This is a genomic window from Halorientalis sp. LT38 (assembly GCF_037031225.1).
GTDB lineage: Archaea > Halobacteriota > Halobacteria > Halobacteriales > Haloarculaceae > Halorientalis > Halorientalis halophila.
The window spans coordinates 1,631,714-1,649,277 of the sequence record NZ_JAYEZN010000001.1; the positions used below are offsets into that span (position 1 = coordinate 1,631,714).

At 69.5% G+C, this 17,564-nt stretch carries 23 protein-coding genes and 1 tRNA gene; 14 read left to right on the top strand and 10 right to left on the bottom strand.

Annotation, left to right across the window (positions count from 1 at the left end):
- Nucleotides 1-23: 23 nt before the first annotated feature.
- Nucleotides 24-1,232, bottom strand: coding sequence for an FAD-dependent monooxygenase (locus tag U5918_RS08335; protein WP_336000852.1), 1,209 nt, complete (start codon nt 1,230-1,232; stop codon nt 24-26).
- A gap of 83 nt (nt 1,233-1,315) precedes the next feature.
- Here U5918_RS08335 and U5918_RS08340 point away from each other — a divergent pair, with 83 nt between their 5' ends.
- Nucleotides 1,316-1,972: a helix-turn-helix domain-containing protein gene (locus U5918_RS08340; RefSeq protein WP_336000854.1), complete on the top strand. Its 657-nt coding sequence runs from the start codon at nt 1,316-1,318 to the stop codon at nt 1,970-1,972.
- A 43-nt stretch (nt 1,973-2,015) separates the two neighbouring features.
- Here U5918_RS08340 and U5918_RS08345 read toward each other — a convergent pair whose 3' ends face one another.
- Nucleotides 2,016-2,147: a hypothetical protein gene (locus tag U5918_RS08345; protein WP_336000855.1), complete on the bottom strand. Its 132-nt coding sequence runs from the start codon at nt 2,145-2,147 to the stop codon at nt 2,016-2,018.
- Nucleotides 2,148-2,275: 128 nt separating this feature from the next.
- The gene (locus U5918_RS08350) at nt 2,276-3,175 is read right to left on the bottom strand and encodes a CBS domain-containing protein (RefSeq protein WP_336000857.1); all 900 of its coding nucleotides are present in this window, start codon (nt 3,173-3,175) and stop codon (nt 2,276-2,278) included.
- 90 nt (nt 3,176-3,265) lie between these two features.
- Here U5918_RS08350 and U5918_RS08355 point away from each other — a divergent pair, with 90 nt between their 5' ends.
- Complete coding sequence (locus U5918_RS08355; RefSeq protein WP_336000858.1) at nt 3,266-4,222, top strand: lamin tail domain-containing protein; 957 nt, start codon at nt 3,266-3,268, stop codon at nt 4,220-4,222.
- 12 nt (nt 4,223-4,234) lie between these two features.
- On the opposite strand, the gene U5918_RS08360 is transcribed toward U5918_RS08355, so the two are convergent.
- The 3 genes from U5918_RS08360 to U5918_RS08370 are packed head-to-tail and all read right to left on the bottom strand — an operon-like array spanning nt 4,235 to nt 5,813.
- Nucleotides 4,235-4,849 (bottom strand): HAD family hydrolase, encoded by a 615-nt coding sequence (locus U5918_RS08360; RefSeq protein WP_336000859.1) that lies wholly within the window; start codon nt 4,847-4,849, stop codon nt 4,235-4,237.
- On the bottom strand, nt 4,846-5,262 hold the full coding sequence (locus U5918_RS08365; RefSeq protein WP_336000861.1) for a coaE operon protein: 417 nt from the start codon (nt 5,260-5,262) through the stop codon (nt 4,846-4,848). Before U5918_RS08365 ends, U5918_RS08360 begins: the two co-directional genes overlap by 4 nt.
- Nucleotides 5,259-5,813 carry an AAA family ATPase gene (locus U5918_RS08370; protein WP_336000862.1) on the bottom strand — a complete coding sequence of 185 codons (555 nt, stop codon included), beginning with the start codon at nt 5,811-5,813 and terminating at the stop codon, nt 5,259-5,261. The genes U5918_RS08365 and U5918_RS08370 overlap by 4 nt, the downstream gene beginning before the upstream one ends.
- Before the next feature lie 98 nt (nt 5,814-5,911).
- Here U5918_RS08370 and U5918_RS08375 point away from each other — a divergent pair.
- Nucleotides 5,912-6,016 (top strand) — tRNA-Arg (locus U5918_RS08375).
- A 189-nt stretch (nt 6,017-6,205) separates the two neighbouring features.
- On the opposite strand, the gene U5918_RS08380 is transcribed toward U5918_RS08375, so the two are convergent.
- Entirely contained in the window at nt 6,206-6,637 is a 432-nt protein-coding gene (locus tag U5918_RS08380) for a universal stress protein (RefSeq protein ID WP_336000863.1), read from the bottom strand.
- A 96-nt stretch (nt 6,638-6,733) separates the two neighbouring features.
- Here U5918_RS08380 and U5918_RS08385 point away from each other — a divergent pair, with 96 nt between their 5' ends.
- Nucleotides 6,734-7,609 carry an ATP-grasp domain-containing protein gene (locus U5918_RS08385; RefSeq protein ID WP_336000864.1) on the top strand — a complete coding sequence of 292 codons (876 nt, stop codon included), beginning with the start codon at nt 6,734-6,736 and terminating at the stop codon, nt 7,607-7,609.
- Nucleotides 7,610-7,677: 68 nt separating this feature from the next.
- A complete protein-coding gene (locus tag U5918_RS08390) occupies nt 7,678-8,043 on the top strand; it encodes a hypothetical protein (RefSeq protein ID WP_336000865.1) in 366 nt (121 codons plus the stop codon).
- Nucleotides 8,044-8,046: 3 nt separating this feature from the next.
- On the opposite strand, the gene U5918_RS08395 is transcribed toward U5918_RS08390, so the two are convergent.
- A complete protein-coding gene (locus U5918_RS08395; RefSeq protein ID WP_336000866.1) occupies nt 8,047-8,430 on the bottom strand; it encodes an Hsp20/alpha crystallin family protein in 384 nt (127 codons plus the stop codon).
- Nucleotides 8,431-8,519: 89 nt separating this feature from the next.
- A complete protein-coding gene (locus tag U5918_RS08400; protein ID WP_336000868.1) occupies nt 8,520-9,545 on the bottom strand; it encodes a type II glyceraldehyde-3-phosphate dehydrogenase in 1,026 nt (341 codons plus the stop codon).
- Between the two features lie 145 nt (nt 9,546-9,690).
- Between U5918_RS08400 and U5918_RS08405 the strand changes: the two genes are divergently transcribed.
- From U5918_RS08405 to U5918_RS08420, 4 genes are all read left to right on the top strand, one after another.
- A complete protein-coding gene (locus U5918_RS08405) occupies nt 9,691-10,647 on the top strand; it encodes an aminopeptidase (RefSeq protein ID WP_336000869.1) in 957 nt (318 codons plus the stop codon).
- 81 nt (nt 10,648-10,728) lie between these two features.
- Complete coding sequence (locus U5918_RS08410; RefSeq protein ID WP_336000870.1) at nt 10,729-11,382, top strand: HVO_0476 family zinc finger protein; 654 nt, start codon at nt 10,729-10,731, stop codon at nt 11,380-11,382.
- Between the two features lies 1 nt (nt 11,383).
- Nucleotides 11,384-12,010 (top strand): protein-L-isoaspartate(D-aspartate) O-methyltransferase, encoded by a 627-nt coding sequence (locus U5918_RS08415; protein WP_336000872.1) that lies wholly within the window; start codon nt 11,384-11,386, stop codon nt 12,008-12,010.
- Between the two features lie 78 nt (nt 12,011-12,088).
- The gene (locus tag U5918_RS08420; protein ID WP_336000874.1) at nt 12,089-12,853 is read left to right on the top strand and encodes a protein-L-isoaspartate O-methyltransferase family protein; all 765 of its coding nucleotides are present in this window, start codon (nt 12,089-12,091) and stop codon (nt 12,851-12,853) included.
- Nucleotides 12,854-12,868: 15 nt separating this feature from the next.
- Here U5918_RS08420 and U5918_RS08425 read toward each other — a convergent pair whose 3' ends face one another.
- Nucleotides 12,869-13,312: a DUF7382 domain-containing protein gene (locus U5918_RS08425; protein WP_336000877.1), complete on the bottom strand. Its 444-nt coding sequence runs from the start codon at nt 13,310-13,312 to the stop codon at nt 12,869-12,871.
- Between the two features lie 116 nt (nt 13,313-13,428).
- Between U5918_RS08425 and U5918_RS08430 the strand changes: the two genes are divergently transcribed.
- Genes U5918_RS08430 through U5918_RS08450 form a run of 5 tightly spaced genes read left to right on the top strand, consistent with a single transcriptional unit; the run spans nt 13,429 to nt 17,539 of the window.
- A complete protein-coding gene (locus U5918_RS08430) occupies nt 13,429-14,580 on the top strand; it encodes an acyl-CoA dehydrogenase family protein (protein WP_336000879.1) in 1,152 nt (383 codons plus the stop codon).
- Between the two features lie 23 nt (nt 14,581-14,603).
- A complete protein-coding gene (locus U5918_RS08435; protein ID WP_336000880.1) occupies nt 14,604-15,023 on the top strand; it encodes a fluoride efflux transporter FluC in 420 nt (139 codons plus the stop codon).
- The gene (locus U5918_RS08440) at nt 15,020-15,370 is read left to right on the top strand and encodes a fluoride efflux transporter FluC (protein ID WP_336000881.1); all 351 of its coding nucleotides are present in this window, start codon (nt 15,020-15,022) and stop codon (nt 15,368-15,370) included. The genes U5918_RS08435 and U5918_RS08440 overlap by 4 nt, the downstream gene beginning before the upstream one ends.
- 52 nt (nt 15,371-15,422) lie before the next feature.
- Nucleotides 15,423-16,400, top strand: coding sequence for a fumarylacetoacetate hydrolase family protein (locus U5918_RS08445; protein WP_336000882.1), 978 nt, complete (start codon nt 15,423-15,425; stop codon nt 16,398-16,400).
- Between the two features lie 38 nt (nt 16,401-16,438).
- The gene (locus U5918_RS08450) at nt 16,439-17,539 is read left to right on the top strand and encodes an aminotransferase class V-fold PLP-dependent enzyme (RefSeq protein WP_336000883.1); all 1,101 of its coding nucleotides are present in this window, start codon (nt 16,439-16,441) and stop codon (nt 17,537-17,539) included.
- Nucleotides 17,540-17,564: the final 25 nt, after the last annotated feature.

The window sequence follows — 17,564 nt, forward strand, 5'->3', positions numbered from 1 at the left end:
CCCGCGAAGGGCTGTCCCACCGGTCACCGCGTAGTCGGACGCGGATCGGGAGTGGCCACATCGTCCGTGCGGGGGAACGAGTCAGCTGGAAGTGGTGGGTCGGTGACGCGCCGACGGTGTCGGTCGACGAGAGGCGCCGGGACGAGCGCGGCGGCGAGGTTTCTGAGGCGACAGCCAAGCGGTGAGGAGATGGTGCTGATCCGACCGAGTCGTCGCGACTCGTCCCGTATCCACTCGGCTCGCGGTTTTCGCTCGGCCTCGTACGCCTCGAGCGCGGCCGGAGGGTCGTCGTACGTGGCGAGTGCGGCCGCGAGGGCGAGCGCGTCCTCGATGCCCTGTGCCGCGCCCTGACCGAGAAACGGGAGCATCCCGTGTGCAGCGTCGCCGGCGAGTGCGACCGAGCCACGGGTCCACCGGTCGAGGGAGGGGATGTCGGCCAGGTCGGTGACGAAGAGATCGGCGGGGTCGAGCCGATCTACCACGGTGGAGATGGGGTCGGGATAGTCGGAAAATCGTCTGTGGAGTGCCGCGACCTGCCCCTCGTCCGTGGTCGCGTCGCCCGTCAGCGACCGCGGGCCAGTGGCGTACCAGTAGAACCGACTGTCGTCGACGGGCGCGCGGCCGGTGAAGGTTCCGGGACCCCAAACTTCGAGGCCGCGCATCGTGTCGGCAGGGTCGTGGTCGGCCGAGACGACTGCCCGGTAGGCGACCGCGTCGATCGGTCGGCGGGAGACGTCCGGCGCGACCGCGGTCCTGACGGTGGAGCCGATCCCGTCGGCGCCGACGAGGACGTCCGGCGTAATCGTCGGTCCATCTGCGAACTGTGCGACCGGTGGGCCAGTTCGCGGGACCGCCACACACTCCATGTCGGTCTCGACGGTCGTGTCGAGTTCCTCGAGCAAGACGCGCTGGAGCGCCGCGCGGTGGATCGTGACGGGAGCTATCGTCCCATCCTCGGAGTCCACGAGCCCGAACAGCCGCCGTCCGTCCGGCGTATACACGCCGCCGGTGTCGAGGGTGACGCCCGCCGAGCGGACGCGGTCGGCCAGACCCAGTCGGTCGAGGACGCGCATCGCGTTGCCCTGTAGCCCGATACCGGCACCGACGGGGCGATACGTCGATGCGGCCTCGTAGACGGTCGGTTCGAAGCCGTACCGTTCGAGTGCGATCGCCGTCGTGAGGCCACAGATACCCCCGCCGACGATCAGAATCGTCGCATCACGTTCGACCATGTGTCGACGTCGACCAGAGCGAGCAAACCGGTACTGGGGGTCATCCACGCTCTTTTATCTGTCTCCGACGACTCGGCGCGGACATGCGGTACCTCACTGTGCTGGTTCGACCGACGGAGGGCGATGCCTTCCACCCGCTCGGGCAGCGGCTCACGGCCGACCCGTCGATCCGTCGGGAAGCGATCCACCACGCCGAACTCCGACCTGATGGCACAGTGTTGCTACTCGCGGAGGCGAGTGGCGACCGGGAGCGGTACGAGGAGATCTCCGAATCGTCACCGTACGTGCTCGAAGAACACGCTACGGGGCGCGACCGGTGGCTGGCGATCAGCCAGTTCGAACCGAACGAGGCCATCAGACGCATACTGACAATGCAGTCCGAAGCCGAGGTCGTCGTGGACACGCCCATTAGGTTCACCGACGACGGGACGGCTCGCGTCACCTACCTCGGGACCGAGCGGGCGCTCACGGCGCTGTTCCAGAAGACGGTCGATGCGGAGGGGTTCACCGTCGAAGTCACCGAAACTGGGACCTACGAACCGACCGACGACGCGTTCGCGAACGTCCTCACAGATCGCCAGCAGGACGTCCTCGAGGCCGCAATCGACGTCGGCTACTACAGCGTCCCGCGTGAAGCGACCCACGAAGACGTGGCCGAGACCGTCGGCATCGCACCGACCACCGCCGGCGATCACCTGCGGAAGATCGAATCGCGGGTACTCGGGACCCGCACCGAGTGACAGCGCGGCCGCTCGACGGTCGGAAAACGGAGCGGAATCGGCCTCAGAGTGCGTGGCCGGCGACGGGCTGTTTGGTCTCGATCTCGGTGTTGTAGCAGACGTTACAGGTGTACTCGTTGAGCTTCGTCGTCTCGTCGTTCAGCGCCATCCGCGCCCCGCACTGTGGGCAGTACATTATGATTGTATAAGGGATGCAGTAGACCTTAGTTCTTTGCATCTGATAGATATGGTGACGGTCCCCACGGTAGAGAGTGGCATATTCGGTCGGGGCGCGAACGCCGGCAGCGGCGGACAGACGGTCGCTCAGGCGGTGTCGGGGATCGGATCGGCGACGACGACGGCTTCGCCGTCGATTACCTGCTCGCCGTCGGCGCTGACCGCGGTGGTGAGCCGGTAGCGGTCGTTGCCCAGGTCCTCGACGACCTCGCACTCGGCGGTGACCTCGCTCCCGATGTCGACGGGACCGAGGTAGCTGGTGTCCTGCGAGAGGTAGATGATGAGGCCGGGCAGGCGCGCGAGCGCGGCGCTGATCACGCCGGTGACGAGCGACCCGTGCGCGATGGGGCGGCCGAAGCGGGTCCCCTCGGCGTACGCCGGGTCGAGGTGAAGGCGGTTGGTGTCGCCGCTAACCTCCGCGAAGGACTCGACGTCGGCCTGCGAGAGGGGCTTGGTGAACCGGACCACGTCGCCGACCTCGATGCGGTCGTCGCGGGGCCCGAGGCTCTCGAACGTCCAGTCATCGCGTTCGTAGGCGGTGTCGACGCGCTCGCGGTGGTGGCGGTCGACGTCGACGGCCCGGTCCCGGACGATCGCGCGGCGGGTGAAGTGGGGGAGGTAGTAGGAGACGTCCGTCGTCGTGAGGATACCGACCAGCGAGCCCGCGTCCAGGACGGGGAGTTTCTTGATCCGGTGCTCCCGGAACAGGTCGACGGCCATCTCGATCTCGTCGCCGGCGTCGACGGTTATCACCGGCGCGGCCATGCAGTCCGCCGCGGTGAGGGTCTCCGGGTCGCGGCCCTCGGCCACGATACCCACCACGTCGGACTCCGTGACGATGCCGACCGGCTCACCAGCCTCGACGACGACGGCCGAGCCGATCCCCCGCCGGTGAAGCAGTCGAGCCACCGCGGCGGCGTCGAGATCGGGGCCGATCGTCTCCACTGTGGGGTTCATGACGTCCCGGACTGTGACGGGCGCGAGCATCGCGTGAACACTCGACGGCGGCGTCCCTATGCCTTGGGGTCCCCGGACGCCGGCCTCGCCGCTCAAGTGCCTGGGGGTTCAGGGGCCGGTATGGACCGCTCCGTCGCCGCGTTCGCCGCCCTGGTCGTCCTCGTCCTCACCGCCGGCTGTGTGGGCCTCTCGCCGGACACGCAATCGGCCCCTGAACCGCCCGAAGACGCCGACCTCGCAGCGAGCTACCCGGTGACCGTGACGGCCGTCGTCGACGGCGACACGATCAAGATCCGATTCGAGAACGGGACCCAGGACACGGTTCGCTTGCTGGGCGTCGACACGCCCGAGACCCAGAGCGAGAACGACCCCGCGGAGTTCGAGGGCGTCCCCGAAACCGAGGCGGGCCGCTCCTGTCTCCGCGAGGCCGGCCACGACGCAACGCGAACGATGACCCAGCGGCTCCTGGGGGAACGGGTCACCATCGGCCTGGACGCCGAGAGCGACGGGCGGGGCTACTACGACCGGCTGCTGGCCTACGTCTACGAGGATGACGAGAACGTCAACTACCGCCTCGTCGCCGACGGGGACGGCCGGGTCTACGACAGCCAGTTCACCGAGCGCGCGACCTTCGACGCCGCCGAGCAGCGGGCACGCGAGAACGGCACCGGCGTCTGGGCCTGCGCGACCGACTCGCCGCCGACGCCGACGCCGGAACCGATCGCCGACGGCGGTGAAGTGACCGACGGACCGCTCGCCGTCGCGACGATTCACGAAGACGCCGAGGGCCACGACGGGCAGAACCTGAACGACGAGTACGTCGTCTTCGAGAACCGGGGCGAGGAGACGCTGGATCTCTCGGGCTGGACGGTCTCGGACGAGGCCGATCACCGATACATGTTCGCGGACGGGACGGCGCTCGCCCCCGACGAACAGGTCACGCTCAGGACCGGGAGCGGAACGAACTCCGGCGACACCCTCTACTGGGGGCAGTCCCAGCCAGTCTGGAACAACGGCGGCGACACGGTGACGGTGCGCGCGGCGAACGGGACCGTGATGGTTCGAGAGGCGTACTGAGCCCGTCGACCGTCAGACCATCGCGTCTAGCGCCCGCCAGAAACTCGGCCCGTCGTCCTCGTAGTGGACCGGGACGAACCCCGCCTCGCGTGCGGCCTCGACGTCGCCCTCGTAGTCGTCGCCGACCATCACGTACTCGTCGGCGTCGACCTGCTCGCGGGCGTACTCGTAGATCGCAGGGTCCGGCTTACGCGCCCCGGCCTCGGCGGCGGTCACGACCGTCTCGAAGAGGTCGTCGATATCGTGGGCGTCCAGTCTGGCTGTCTGCCGCTCGCGGCCGCCGTTCGTAATGATTCCCAGGTAGTCGGTCTCCGAAAGCGCCGAGAGCGCCGACCGGGCCGCGTCGGGGACCGACGTCGCCTCGATCTCTGCCTCCCGGAGCGCCGCGACGAGGGCGTCCGGGGCGCAATCGCCGTCCGCGGCGTCACAGACCGCCTTCGCACCCGCTCGCTGTGGGTTCGGATCCAGCGCCGCCCGCCGCTCGTCGATGGTTTCGAGATAGGTCTCGACCAGCGCCGGATCGACCGATCCGAGGGCCCGCTCCAGTCCGCGTTCGACGATCTCCTCGCGGGCCTCGGTGCGTGAGAAGAGCGTGCCGTCGAGTGCGAAGAAGATCGCGGCGGTCATCGGTCGTCGGGCTGGATCGGTCGTCCCTCCTCGGTCGGGGGCGCGACGTGGTCGATGTACTCCTCGACCGATGGCTCCTCGACGCGGACCCGGACGTGCAGGTCGCCGAGTTCGCTCGGGTTGCCCACCGCGAAGGTGGCCACGCCCTCGAAGGCCGGCTGTTTCTTCAGGTCGAAGGCGAAGGTGTCCCCCTGCCGGTTCTCGAAGAAGACCTTCCGGGCGGCGTCGAGGATCTCCTGGCGGTGGAAGCACTCCGAGAGGGTCTCCAGGTCGTGGGCCTCGGCCACCAGCTCGCCGGGCCGTTCGTCGATCGTCGCGTTCGGAAACAGCTCGAAGATGGCGTCGGCGACCCGGTCGGTGACCTCCGTGTCGTTGACCGGCGCGGTCACCTGGACCTCGACGCTGTAGATCATGGCAGCGCCTCCGGCCCCTCCTCGAAGACCGCCCGGATCCGCTTGCGAAACCGCTCGAGAGTGTCCGTGTTCTCGATTGTCACGTCCGCCCGCTCCATCGCCGCGCCCATGCCGAAGCCCAGTTCGCGCTCGTCGCGCTCTTTCAGGCTCTCGCCGTCGTCGGTGTCGTCGCGCCCGCGGTCGGTGATCCGCTCGCGGCGGAGTTCGAAGGGCGCTTCGATGCTGACGAGCACGAAGTCGTCGCCGAAGCGCTCGCGGAAGGCGTCGAGTTCCACGTCCGAGCGCAGGCCGTCGACGAGGACGGTGTCGGCCGATTCGAGCCGCTCCTCGAGCAGCGGGAGCGACCGCTCGGCGATGGCGCCTGGCCCGTTCTCCGCGCGGAGTTTCTGGGCGATCTCCCCGTGGTGGCTGGCGGGGTCGAGCCCGCGGTCGCGACACTCCCGGCGGATCACGTCGCCCATCGTCACGACGGGCATACCGAGTTCCCGCGCCACCTCGGCGGCTTCGCCTTTCCCGCTGCCTGGGAGGCCGACGGTCCCGATAACGGTCATTGGCAGTCGCTACTTGCGAGGCGCGCTTAAGCCCTGTGACTGGTCGCGGTCGGGGAAACCGGGGTTCTTTTTGTCCGGGGCCGGCACAGATTCGGTGAGGGTACGTAGCTCAGTCCGGATAGAGCGTCGGACTTCTAACGTGGACGCCGCAGGTGTTCGCGGAAGCCATCCGACGGTCGTGGGTTCGAATCCCACCGTGCCCGTGCAGGGGGGAGCCCAGCGACGACCGAACCGGCACGCAGGGGATTCGAACCCTGGAAGTCGCAGCCCGCGCAGTGAACGAAGTGAGCGAGCAGGACCGTCTTCCTCTGGTTCGAATCCCACCGTGCCCGTCCCAAAACCGTCGGATACCGACTCGAATCGACGAAGTCGAGACGCAGTCGTGAACGCCCTCACACCGCGTCGGAGACGCGAACGGTCAGCACGGGTGCGTCGGCGGTCCGGACGACTTTCTCGGTGACGCTGCCGAGGAGATAGCGGTCGATGCCGCGGCGGCCGTGAGTGCCCATGACGATCATGTCGGCGGCGACCGCGTCGGCGTGGTCGAGGATCTGTTTGTACGGCCCGCCCTCGCGGACCTCGCCCTCGGCGTCGAGACCGGCGTCTTCGAGCCGTTCGACGGCGTCCGCGACGGCCTCGCGGCCGCTCGTCCGGAGCGTCTCGATGGTCGTGCCCTCGGCCGCGCCGCCGCCGAGGTAGGTCGTGTTCACCACGAAGAGGACGTTGACGCTCGCGTCGTGGGCCCGGGCCTGCTCGATGACGTGGTCGAGGGCGGCCGTCGCACCGTCGCTCCCGTCGGTCGGGAAGAGTATCTCGTCGTACACACCCGACCCTACCGGTGCCGGCCACTTAGTTGTGGGCAGCACCCGAGGTTCGCGGCGAGCGGCGGACTTTAGGTCGCGCGGTCCCAGACAGCGTGCATGCTCCGGCTGGCGGTCGCGACGAACGAGGAGACCTTGGAGCGGATGCGCTCCCCGCTCGAAGACCGGGGGATCGAGGCCGAACACGTCCGGACCAGAGAGCGAACGCTCCCGGTGACCGACACCGACGCCGCCGGGGAGTTCGCGGGCTTCGACGTCGGCTTCGTCTACCCCCCGCGGATCATGGAGGGCGGGATTGCCGACGCCCTCCTCTCGGTCCCGTGGGTCAACGACCGAGAGGCGATCCTGACCTCGCGGAACAAGGCCGACGTGCTCGCCCGACTCCACCGTGCCGGCGTCCCCGTCCCGGACACCGTGGCGGTGTCGAACCCGGCCGACAGGAGCGATCTGGTCGCGGCCTTCGAGCGGTTCGAACCGCCGGTGGTCGTCAAGCCCAACTCCGCGACCCGCGGGGTCGGCGTGGCGAAGGCGACGGACGTCGATTCCTTCCTGGGCATCACCGACTACCTCGACCTGGTCCACGACTACCGCGCGACCGGCGACCGGTCCTTCCTCGTCCAGGAGTACCTCCCGGCCGCCCGGGACTACCGTGTCATGGTCGTCGACGGCGAGTACGCGGGTGCGGTGGAACGCCGGCTGCCCGACCCCGCCGTCGAGGCCGGGCAGTGGAAGCACAACGTCCACCGCGGCGCCGAGGCGACCGGCGTCGAGCTTCCGACGGAGTTGCGCGACCTCGCGGAGCGGACGGCCGAGACGCTCGGGATCCCCTGGCTGGGCGTGGACCTGCTGGTGACCGACGACCGCGCCGTCGTCACCGAGACCAACGCGCGGCCGACCATCGATAGCGAGTCCAAGTACGGCCCCGCGTTCTACGACGATCTGGCGGCACTGATTCGGCGGACGGCGGGCGTCTGACGCCGGGCGCACGGCCGTTCGACACCACGGTAAGCTATATTAGGCCGGATATGTAACCATCGAGAGAGATGGCCAAAGCCCGGCGATCGGACCTGAGCCGGCCGTTCCTCGTGCTCGGGCTCGTCCTCGGCGTCGGCGTCGCGGTCGCGACCGGCCGGCACGAGAGTCCGACCGTCGCACAGCTAGAGACGCTCGCCTTCGGCTGGCTGCTGGTCGCGTTCACGCTCACCTACAGTTACCGGCCGCTACGGGAATCGGTCTACGGGCAACTGGTGAGTTCGCTGTTCATCATGCTGTTCGCGACCTTCTTCTACCTCCGGGGGAGTCGCGGGCCCTTGCTCCCCTTCGGGTTGTTCGCCCTGGCGCTCGCGGCCTTCTGTTACCAGCTCTATCGGCTGGGGAGCGACGGTCGCCGCAGAAGTCAGATATCCTGAGCGTTACAGGTCGATGTCGGCCGAGTCGTCGGCCCGGTCGAAGGTGACCTCGAGGACGCCGTTGTTGTACGTCGCGCTCGCGGAGTGTTCGTCGACGCGGGCGGGGAGCCTGATCCGTTCCTCGTAGTCCCGGCGGTCCGAGGCGGCCGCGACGGTCAGCACCTCGCCGTCGCACTTGAGGTCGATGGCGTCTTTCTCGACGCCCGGGAGGTCCGCGACGATCCGCAACTGCGCCTCGTCCTCGTAGACGTCCACGTGCAGGTCCGACCCGAAGCCGGCGCTTGCGCCCCGGTCGATGTGGACGTCGTCCCCCATCATCTCGTTCATGACCCGCTCGATCTCGCTGAGAATATCGTCGATCGGATCGTGATCGTCGCGGTCTCTCATGTGTGCCGCTTTAGCGCGGTCCCGTCAAAAGGTTTCTGTCACTGTCAATCCCCGAATCCCGAGAGGTCCGCTGGCTCGCCGCCCGCCGATCAGCGGTCGAAACCGACGCCGAGCGCCTCGTTGGTCCGCTCGATGCTCTCGCGGGCGTCCGCGGTCCCCAGCACGGCCCGGATGGCGTCCACGTTCTCGGGTACCACGTCGGACTCCTGGTGGATCGCCTGGAACAGGTAGAGTTCGTCGCCGCCCTCCACGGTGATCGACTCGCCCCAGATGGCGTTCTCCCAGACGTCCCCGCGGGGCCGGCCGGCGTCGAGCGCGAACTCCTTGAGCTTGCCCGAGCCGTCGATCCCCATGTGCTCGGGGATGACGAACAGCCGCGACTCGCCCTCCAGCAGTTCCCGGACGCCCTCGGTGTCGGCGTCCGATCCGAGTTCCACGTTGACGCTGTGGGTGTGGGTCAGCGTCGCCGGCACCTTCATCCCGAGCGTGTCGATGTCCAGATCCGGGAAGATGGTGTTGACGTCCGGCCCGTGGTGGGAGGGGATGGTCACCGGATCCGGCAGCGTGTCGTTGATCGGCCCGCGGGAGGACTGGGCGGGGTCGCCGCCCCGGCGGACCAGCGTCGCGCGCACCTTCTCGACGCCGTACTCGTCCTCCAGGGCCGCGACGAGCCGCGAGAGCCCCGTGGTGTTACAGGAGACCACGCGCGTGTGGTCGGCTCCCTCGGCCTCGGAGAAGTTCGCGCGGGCGTTGAAGCTCACGTCAACCAGGTCGGCGTCCTCGCCGCCCTGGTAGAGCGCGGGCGTGTCGTACTCCTCGTACATCGCCTTGTTCTCGGCGCCGATGCCCGAGGGCGTGGTGTCGACGACGATGTCGCTCGCCTCGACCAGTTCCTCGACCTCGCCGGCCAGTTCGATGCCGGCCGCCTCGAACTGCTCGACGCGGTCCGGGACGGCGGCGTAGAGCGGGTAGTCGTTGGCGACGGCCCGCTCGGCCTCGAAGTTGGGGCGCGTCTTGGCGACGCCCACGACGTCCATGTCCGGCTGCGCGCGGACGGCGTCGGCCACCCGCTTTCCGATGGTCCCGTACCCGTTGATTCCGACCTGAACGCTCATGTCCGGTTGTCCCATAGCGACGCGCATAACCGTTTCGAGGTTCGATGCCCGGGATTCACTCGGTGGCGAGTCAGTCCTCGCTCGGCCCCCGATCGAGACCGTCGGAGACGCAACGACTAATCGGGCGGACCTCCCAGTCACCGCCATGACACAGCCCCGACTCCGGGCCCCGGCCGAGACGGCCGTCCGGAAGTGCATGCGACTCCAGTCCGACGAGTCCTGCCTGATCGTCACCGACCACGAGCGCCAGCCCATCGGCGAGGCCCTCTACGAGGTGGCCAACGAACGCACGGACGACGCGAGTATCATCCGCTACCCCCCAGGCGAGCAACACGGCGCCGAACCCCCGGCGGCCGTCGCCGCCGCCATGCAGGCTCCCGACGTGGTGCTCGTCCCGACGAAGAAGAGCCTCACCCACACGAAAGCACGCTCGGACGCCACCGCGGCGGGCGCCCGCGTCGCCACCCTCCCCGGGATCACCGAGGAGGTGTTCGTCACGGGCCTCGACGCCGACTACTCGGAGATCAAGCGCCACTGCGAGGACCTCTACGCACAGGTTCGCGGAGCGACGAACGTCCGCGTCCGGACCGACCGCGGGACGGACATCGTCTTCCGGCCGGGCGACCGCGAGTGGCGCCAGGACACCGGTATCGTCCACGAACCCGGCGAGATGTCGAACCTCCCGGCCGGCGAGGTGTTCATGAGCCCCGAGACCGCCGACGGCACCTTCGTCGTCGACGGGACGATGATGCCCCACGGCCTGCTGGAGGAGGGCCACGTCCTCGAGTTCGAGGTCGAGGACGGCACCGTCACCGAGGTCTCCGACGACGGCGTGCGCGAGGAACTCGAGGCCGCCGCGGAACAGGTGGGCCAGGACGCCTACAACCTCGCCGAACTCGGCATCGGCACGAACGTCGGCGTCACCGAACTGATCGGCTCGGTACTCCTGGACGAGAAGGCCGCCGGCACCGTCCACATCGCCATCGGGGACGACCACGCCATCGGCGGCGACGTGGAGGCACCGATCCACCTCGACGGCATCCTGCGGGATCCGACAGTGCTGGTCGACGGGGAGGAGATCGACCTGCCCTCGGGTGTCTGAACCGGGACCCCCCATCGAGGGCGGCCGCCCTGCTCAGCGCCGGTCAGCGACCTTTTACGTGCGCGTCGAGTACGAGCGGGTATGACTACCGAAGCCGGGGACAGGGTCGGTATCGCCTGTCCGTCCTGTTCGCCGCAGTTCGAGACGGTCCACGAGGTCCTGACGACCGGCGGTGGCGAGGCGACGCTGCGCTGTACCGAGTGCGAACACGTCCACAAGGAGAGCCTGCCCGAGGAGAAAAGCGCCCAGCTGGACGTCGTCATCTCCCAGGACGGCGAGTCCTTCTCCGCGCAGGTGGAGGCCCCAGCCGACGAGACGCTCGCGACCGGCGAGGAGTTCGTCGCCGAGACCGACGCCGCCGTGATGACCGTCCGGATCACCAGCCTGGAACTCGACGGGAAACGGGTCGAATCCGCGCCCGCGACCGACGTCGAGACCGTCTGGACCCGCGCGGTCGGGAACGTGTCCGTCAACGTGACCAAACACCCCAAGGACGGCCGCCGCGAGGCCACCGAGAGCACCAAGATCCAGGTGCCCGGCGACCACGAGTTCGTCGTCGGCCGGGTCGAGGAACTGGGCGACCTCGAGTTCACCGTCGAGGGGATCCACGTCCGCGACGACGCCTCCGGCTACGAGTTCGACAAGCTCGACTACGAGGGCGACACCGTCGCCGCGAAGGACGTCAAGCGCCTCTACGTCCGGGACGAGACCTCGACCGCCTGGTCGGCCTGGTAGCATGAACTGGGCGGAGCGGCGCGAGAGCATGGTCGACCGCCTCGAATCGACGGGCCGGGTCGACGACCCCGCGACGCTCGACGCTATGCGGGCAGTGCCCCGCCACGAGTTCGTCCCGGAAGCCGAGCGCGACGCCGCCTACGCCGACCGACCCCTTCCGATCGGCGACGGCCAGACCATCAGCGCGCCCCACATGGTCGCGATCATGACCGAACTGCTGGACCTCCAGGCGGGCGACGACGTGCTGGAGGTGGGCACCGGCTGTGGCTACCACGCGGCCGTCACCGCCGAACTCGTCGGCCCCGAGCACGTCTACTCCGTCGAGTACCACGACTCCCTTGCCGAGCAGGCCCGGGAGCGCTTCGAGCGCCTCGGCTACGTCGGGATTTCCGTCCGCGTCGGCGACGGCAAGCAGGGGTGGCCCGACCACGCGCCCTACGACCGGGCGTACCTGACCTGCGCCGCGCCCGATTTTCCGCAGGCCGTCGTCGAGCAGGTCCGAACCGGCGGTCTCCTGCTCGGGCCGCTCGGTCGGGGCCGCCAGACCCTCGTCCGCGCCCGAAAGCGGGAGGACGGCTCGCTCGACCGCACGGACCACGGCGGCGTGCGGTTCGTGGAGATGCAGTGAGCCGACAGGTTGGCGGCGTGACCTGCGCCGGTGGCGACAGGCGCGCCATTCAATAGCCTGCACACGAACCGGCCTACAATGGACCCCGTGGTACTGCGCGACGACATGGTCGACAGCCTCGAACACGAGAGCAAGGGCTGCGTCCACAGCGACTCCATCAGCGTGGCGATGCGCGACGTGCCGCGCCACGAGTTCGTCGCCGACGAGCGTTCTGCGTACGCCGACCGCCCCTTCGAGCGGTTCGGGACGCGCGTGCTCGCCCCCAGCACCGCCGCCCGCCTGCTGGAGGCGCTCGACCCCCAGCCCGACGACTCCGTCCTCGTGGTCGGGGCCGGCGTCGGCTACACGGCCGCGGTCGTCGCCGAGATCGTCGGCGACCGCAACGTCCACGCCATCGACATCACCCGCCGGGTCGTCTACGAGGCCCGCGAGAACCTCGCCCGCGCCGGCTACGGCGGCGTCCTCGTCGACTGCCGGGACGGCGTCGACGGCCTCCCCGAGTACGCCCCCTACGACCGCATCCTGCTCGAAGCCGCCGCCGTCTCGCCGCCGCGCGCGCTCGTCGACCAGCTGGCCGAGGGCGGCCGCCTGGTGATGCCCCTGGGAACCAGCGAGCAGACCCTCGTCTGCGTGGAGGACGGCGAGGTGGTGACACGACTCGGCGGCGTCGCCTTCGGGCCGATGCTCGTCGAGGGCGAGCAGGCCGACACGCCCGAGCGAAACCGGACCCGCCGCGAGGACCGCGAGTACGAGCGACGGGACGCCCGCCGGCGCCGGGGCTGGGAGCAGTCCTGGATCGACTGGGACGAGGCTGCCGACGCCGAGCGCTCCCACGAGGACTGACTCCCCCGATCCCCCTCAGTCGCCGACCACCAGGATCTCCGTGTTCCGCCGCTCGTCCGTGTACTCCCCGCCTGCGGGCGGCTTGATGTCCAGCGTGATCGTCCCCTCGCGCTGGTTCGGCCCGAGGCTCGGGTCGAGCGAGAGCGTGGCCGTGCCGTTCGGCCCGGTCCTCGCCGGCTGAATCTCCGACAGCGTCGCGGTCCCGTCCTTGGCGACGACGGTCGCGTTCGACACGGGCTCGCCCGCCGGCGTGACGACGGTGACCGCGACCTCGCCGCCGCTCTCGGCGATCACTTCTGGTTGGGGTTTCGCGTCCAGTTCGGTCACGCCGAGGGCGTTCAGCCCGCCGAGCGTGTTCATCATGACGCTCAGGCTCGCCACGCCAACGACCAGGGCGATGACGAGTCGCACGGGGAGTCCTTCGATCGCTCGCTCGTCGCCGGTGAATCGCTCGAACATGGATCGGGCTGGTCCCGGTATCTGTCTTAAACGCTCGCCCGACGATCGAGTTGCTGCCGGTGCCGGGAGCCACGGGTCGCCCGAAACTTATCGGGATCCCCCGCCATGGCCCCGGTATGCGATTCCAGTTGACGGAGTCACAGCGTGGCCTGCGGGACGAGGTCCGTGCGTTCGTCCGCGATGAGATCGAGCCCGTCGCTTCGGACCTCGATCAGACCGAGACCTACCCCGAAGATATCCTCGACGAACTCGGTGAGATGGGGATCACCGGCCTCACGCTCCCCGAGGAACTGGGCGGCCGGGGCGAGGGACTGGTCGAACTCGTGATCGCGACCGAGGAACTGGCCGCGGCGCAGATGGCCCTCGCCAGCGCGGTGGCGCTCAACCTCGGCGTCGCCACCGTGATCGAGCGCTTCGGAACCGACGAGCAGCGCGAGCAGTACGTCCCCGAGATGGCGCGGTTCGAGACGGTCGGCGCGCTGGGGCTCAGCGAAGCCGACGCCGGCAGCGACAAACTGGCCATGGAGACGACCGCCGATCGCGAGGGGGACGAGTGGGTCCTGAACGGCCACAAGCAGTGGGTGACGAACTTCCCGCACGCCGACGTGGTGCTCACGTACGCCAAGACGGGGCCGGAATCAGCGAGCCCCCACAACGTCAGCGCGTTCCTCGTCCCGACAGCGGAGTTCGAAGTCGACCGCGACTGGGAGACCCTCGGGGCGCGGAGCGTGTCCTCGCCGCGCGTCACGCTCTCGGACGTTCGCGTGCCCGACGACGCCATGGTCGGCGACGAAGGCGAGGCGTACGTCCAGCGCGGGACGGTCCACACCGGCGTGAACGTCCCGGCTCGCGCCGTGGGGATCGCCCGCGCGGCGCTCGAAGACACCGTCGCCTACACCGCCGAACGCGAGCAGTTCGACCGGGCCATCGGTGACTTCCAGGGCGTCCGCTGGCGGCTGGGCGAGATGGCCGATCGCGTGGAATCGAGCCGGTTGCTCACCCTCCGTGCGGCCGACCGCGCCGACCGCGGCCGCTCGGTCGACCGCGCCTTCGCCATGGCGAAGGTCCACGCCACCGAGGCCGCGGTGGAGAACGCCAACGAGGCGATGCGGCTCCACGGCGGCGTCGGCTACACGCGCGAACACGACGTCGAACGCTACCTCCGCGACGCGCGATTGCTGACCATCGCCGGCGGCCCCAACGAGGGCCACCGTGACGCGCTGGCCGACGCCGTCGTCGACGACTACGGAACCGAAAACGCCGAGTAGCCCCTCCGAGACGCCTGGAGTAGATGGGAGACGGAGAAGCAACGGCAGCGGACGCCGACGGGTCGATCCACTGGCTGGCCCGCGCCGAACCGCTGGTCCTGATCGCCGTGGGCGGGTTCGTCGGCGCGGTCCTCCGGCACGCCGTGTCTCTGTCGCTCCCCGCCACCACCCTACCCTGGGGGACCCTCGCCGCCAACGTCGCCGGGAGTTTCGCACTGGGCGTCCTGCTGTACGAGCGCCACCTCGCGAACGCCCTGAGCCTCGAAACGCGGCTGGTCGTCGGAACCGGCTTCCTCGGCTCCTTTACCACCTACAGCACCTTCGCCGTCGAGACCGCGGGACTCGAACCCCAGTTGCTCGTCGCCAACGTCGCGGCCAACTACGCGCTGGGCTTCCTCGCCGTCCTCGCGGGCCGATCCGTCGCCCGGGTGATGTCCGCGTGACCGACCCGTACTTGCTGGTGGGGGCGGGCGGCGTCGTCGGCGCGCTGGCGCGCCACCTCGCTGGCGAGCGGATCGAGCAGGGCACGCTCGACACCCTCGCCGTCAACGTCCTCGGGAGCCTCTTTCTAGGGTTCCTCGTCGCGGTCCCGGTCGACGAGACGCTCCTGTTGCTCGTCGGAACCGGGTTCTGCGGCGCGTTCACGACCTTCTCGACGTTCGCCTTCGAGACGGTCCGGTTGTACGAGACGGGCGAGCGACGCCGGGCCGCAGCCGTCGCCGTCCTGAACCTCGTCGGGGCGCTGGCGGCCGTCGCGCTGGGGACGGCGATCGCCTCAATGGTCACCTGAGCGGACTGCCAGATGCCAAAGCTATACCTGCCGCCCGGTCGCCCGTACGTCCATGCGACTCGCCAGTTTCGCGGTGGCGACGCCCGTCGGTCCGGTCCGCCGGGTGGGCGTCGTCGACGAGGGGGAACTGCTGGACGTGACCGCCGGTTACGCGCACGTCCTCGACCGAGAGGGCGACCAGTCGCCGGTCGACGTCGCCGAGACCGTCGCGCCCCCGGACATGATCGAGTTCCTGTGGCGCGGTGAGCGCGCCTTCGACGCCGGGGAGGCGGTGCTGGACCGGATTCCGGACGCGGACGCGGAGACCGGGCCCGGCGGCGCCCGCCTGCGGTACGACCCCGGGGAGGTGGACCTGCTGGCGCCGGTCCCCCGGCCGAACTCGCTGCGGGACTACATGGCCTTCGAGGAGCACGTCGAGAACGCGATGGGGGAGGTGCCCGACGTGTGGTACGACAGGCCGGTCTGCTACAAGGGCAACGCCGACGCCGTCGTCGGCCCCGACGAGACCGTCACCTGGCCCACCTACTCGAACCTCTGGGACATCGAACTGGAGATCGCTGCCGTGATCGGCCGGCGCGGCACCGGGATCGACGCCGACGAGGGCGAGGCCTACGTCGCCGGCTACACCCTCTTCAACGACTTCTCGGCCCGCGACGAGCAGGGCGAGGAGATGGACGCCAACCTCGGCCCGGCCCGGGGGAAGGACTTCGCCAACGCCTTCGGCCCCTACCTGGTGACGCCGGACGAACTCGACCTGCCGAACGCCGACTTCGCCATCGAGGTCACCGACGCGGACGGCGAGACAGAAACATGGTCCGAGGGGACGGTCGGCGAGATGGGCCACTCCTGGGGCGAGATCGTCGCGCACGTCACCGAGGCCGAGACGCTCTACCCCGGCGACGTGCTCGGGAGCGGCACGGTCGGCACCGGGTGCGGCCTCGAAATCGGCAACTTCCTGAACGACGGCGACACCGTCTCCATCTCCGTCGAGGGGCTGGGGACGCTGACCAACACCGTCGTCGAGTCCTGAACTGGGGAATTCAAACACCTGGCGGCCAATTGCCCGGTATGACCCCCGAGGACCTTCGCGCGGAGATCCCCGCAATCGAGGACACCGTCTACCTGAACACGGGCGCGAGCGGCCCGAGTCCGCGCCCAGTGGTCGAGGCGGCCACGGACTTCCTGGAACGCCACGAGTACGACGCCCACGCCGCCGGTGAGCCCTACTCGATGGCCTACGACGAACTCGGGGCCGCCCGGGAGCACGTCGCCGCCTTCGTCGGCGCCGCGCCCGACGACCTCGCGTTGACCAACAGCACCGCGGACGGCATCTCCCGGGTCGCCGCCGCCATCGACTGGGAACCGGGCGAGACGGTCGCCTACACGGACCTCGAACACCCCGCCGGGATCCTCCCCTGGGAGCGGGCCGCCGACGTCCACGACCTCGACGTCCGGGTGCTGGAGACCGAGGCCGGCCGGGTCGAGATGGACGCGGTGAAGGAGGTCGTGGCCGACGCGCGCGTCCTCTGTCTGAGTTCGCTCTCCTGGAACTACGGGACGCGCCTGCCGGTCTCCGACGTCGTGGACGTGGCCCACGACGCCGGGACGCGCGTGATCGTCGACGCCGTCCAGTCGCCCGGCCAGCACCCCGTCGACGTGACCGAGTGGGGCGCCGACGCCGTCGCGGCCGCCGGCCACAAGTGGCTGCTCGGACTCTGGGGCGCGGGCTTCCTGCACGTCGACCCCGACTTCGCCGCCACCCTCGAACCCCGGCGGGCCAGTTACCGGAGCGTCGACGACCCGAGCGCGCCGGGCTGTGAGCTGTCCGCCGGCGCCCACAAACTCGAGATCGGAACTGTCTCGCCCGCGCCCCACGTCGCGCTGGCGACGGCCATCGACCGGATCGAGGCGATCGGACTCGACGCGATCCAGTCGCGGATCGAACGGTTGACCGATCGGCTCAAAGAGGGGCTGGGCGACCGACTGCTCTCGCCCCGCGAGTACGAGTCCGGGCTGGTGACCTTCCGGGCGGCGGATCCGGAGGGGCTCGTCGAGCGGCTCGGCGAGGAGGGCGTCGTCGTCCGGTCGCTCCCCGACGGGACGGCCAGGGCCTCGGTGCACGTCTTCAACACGGCGGCGGACGTGGACCGACTTCTCGGCGCGCTGTGACTGTCTAATCGGATCTGATAATTCG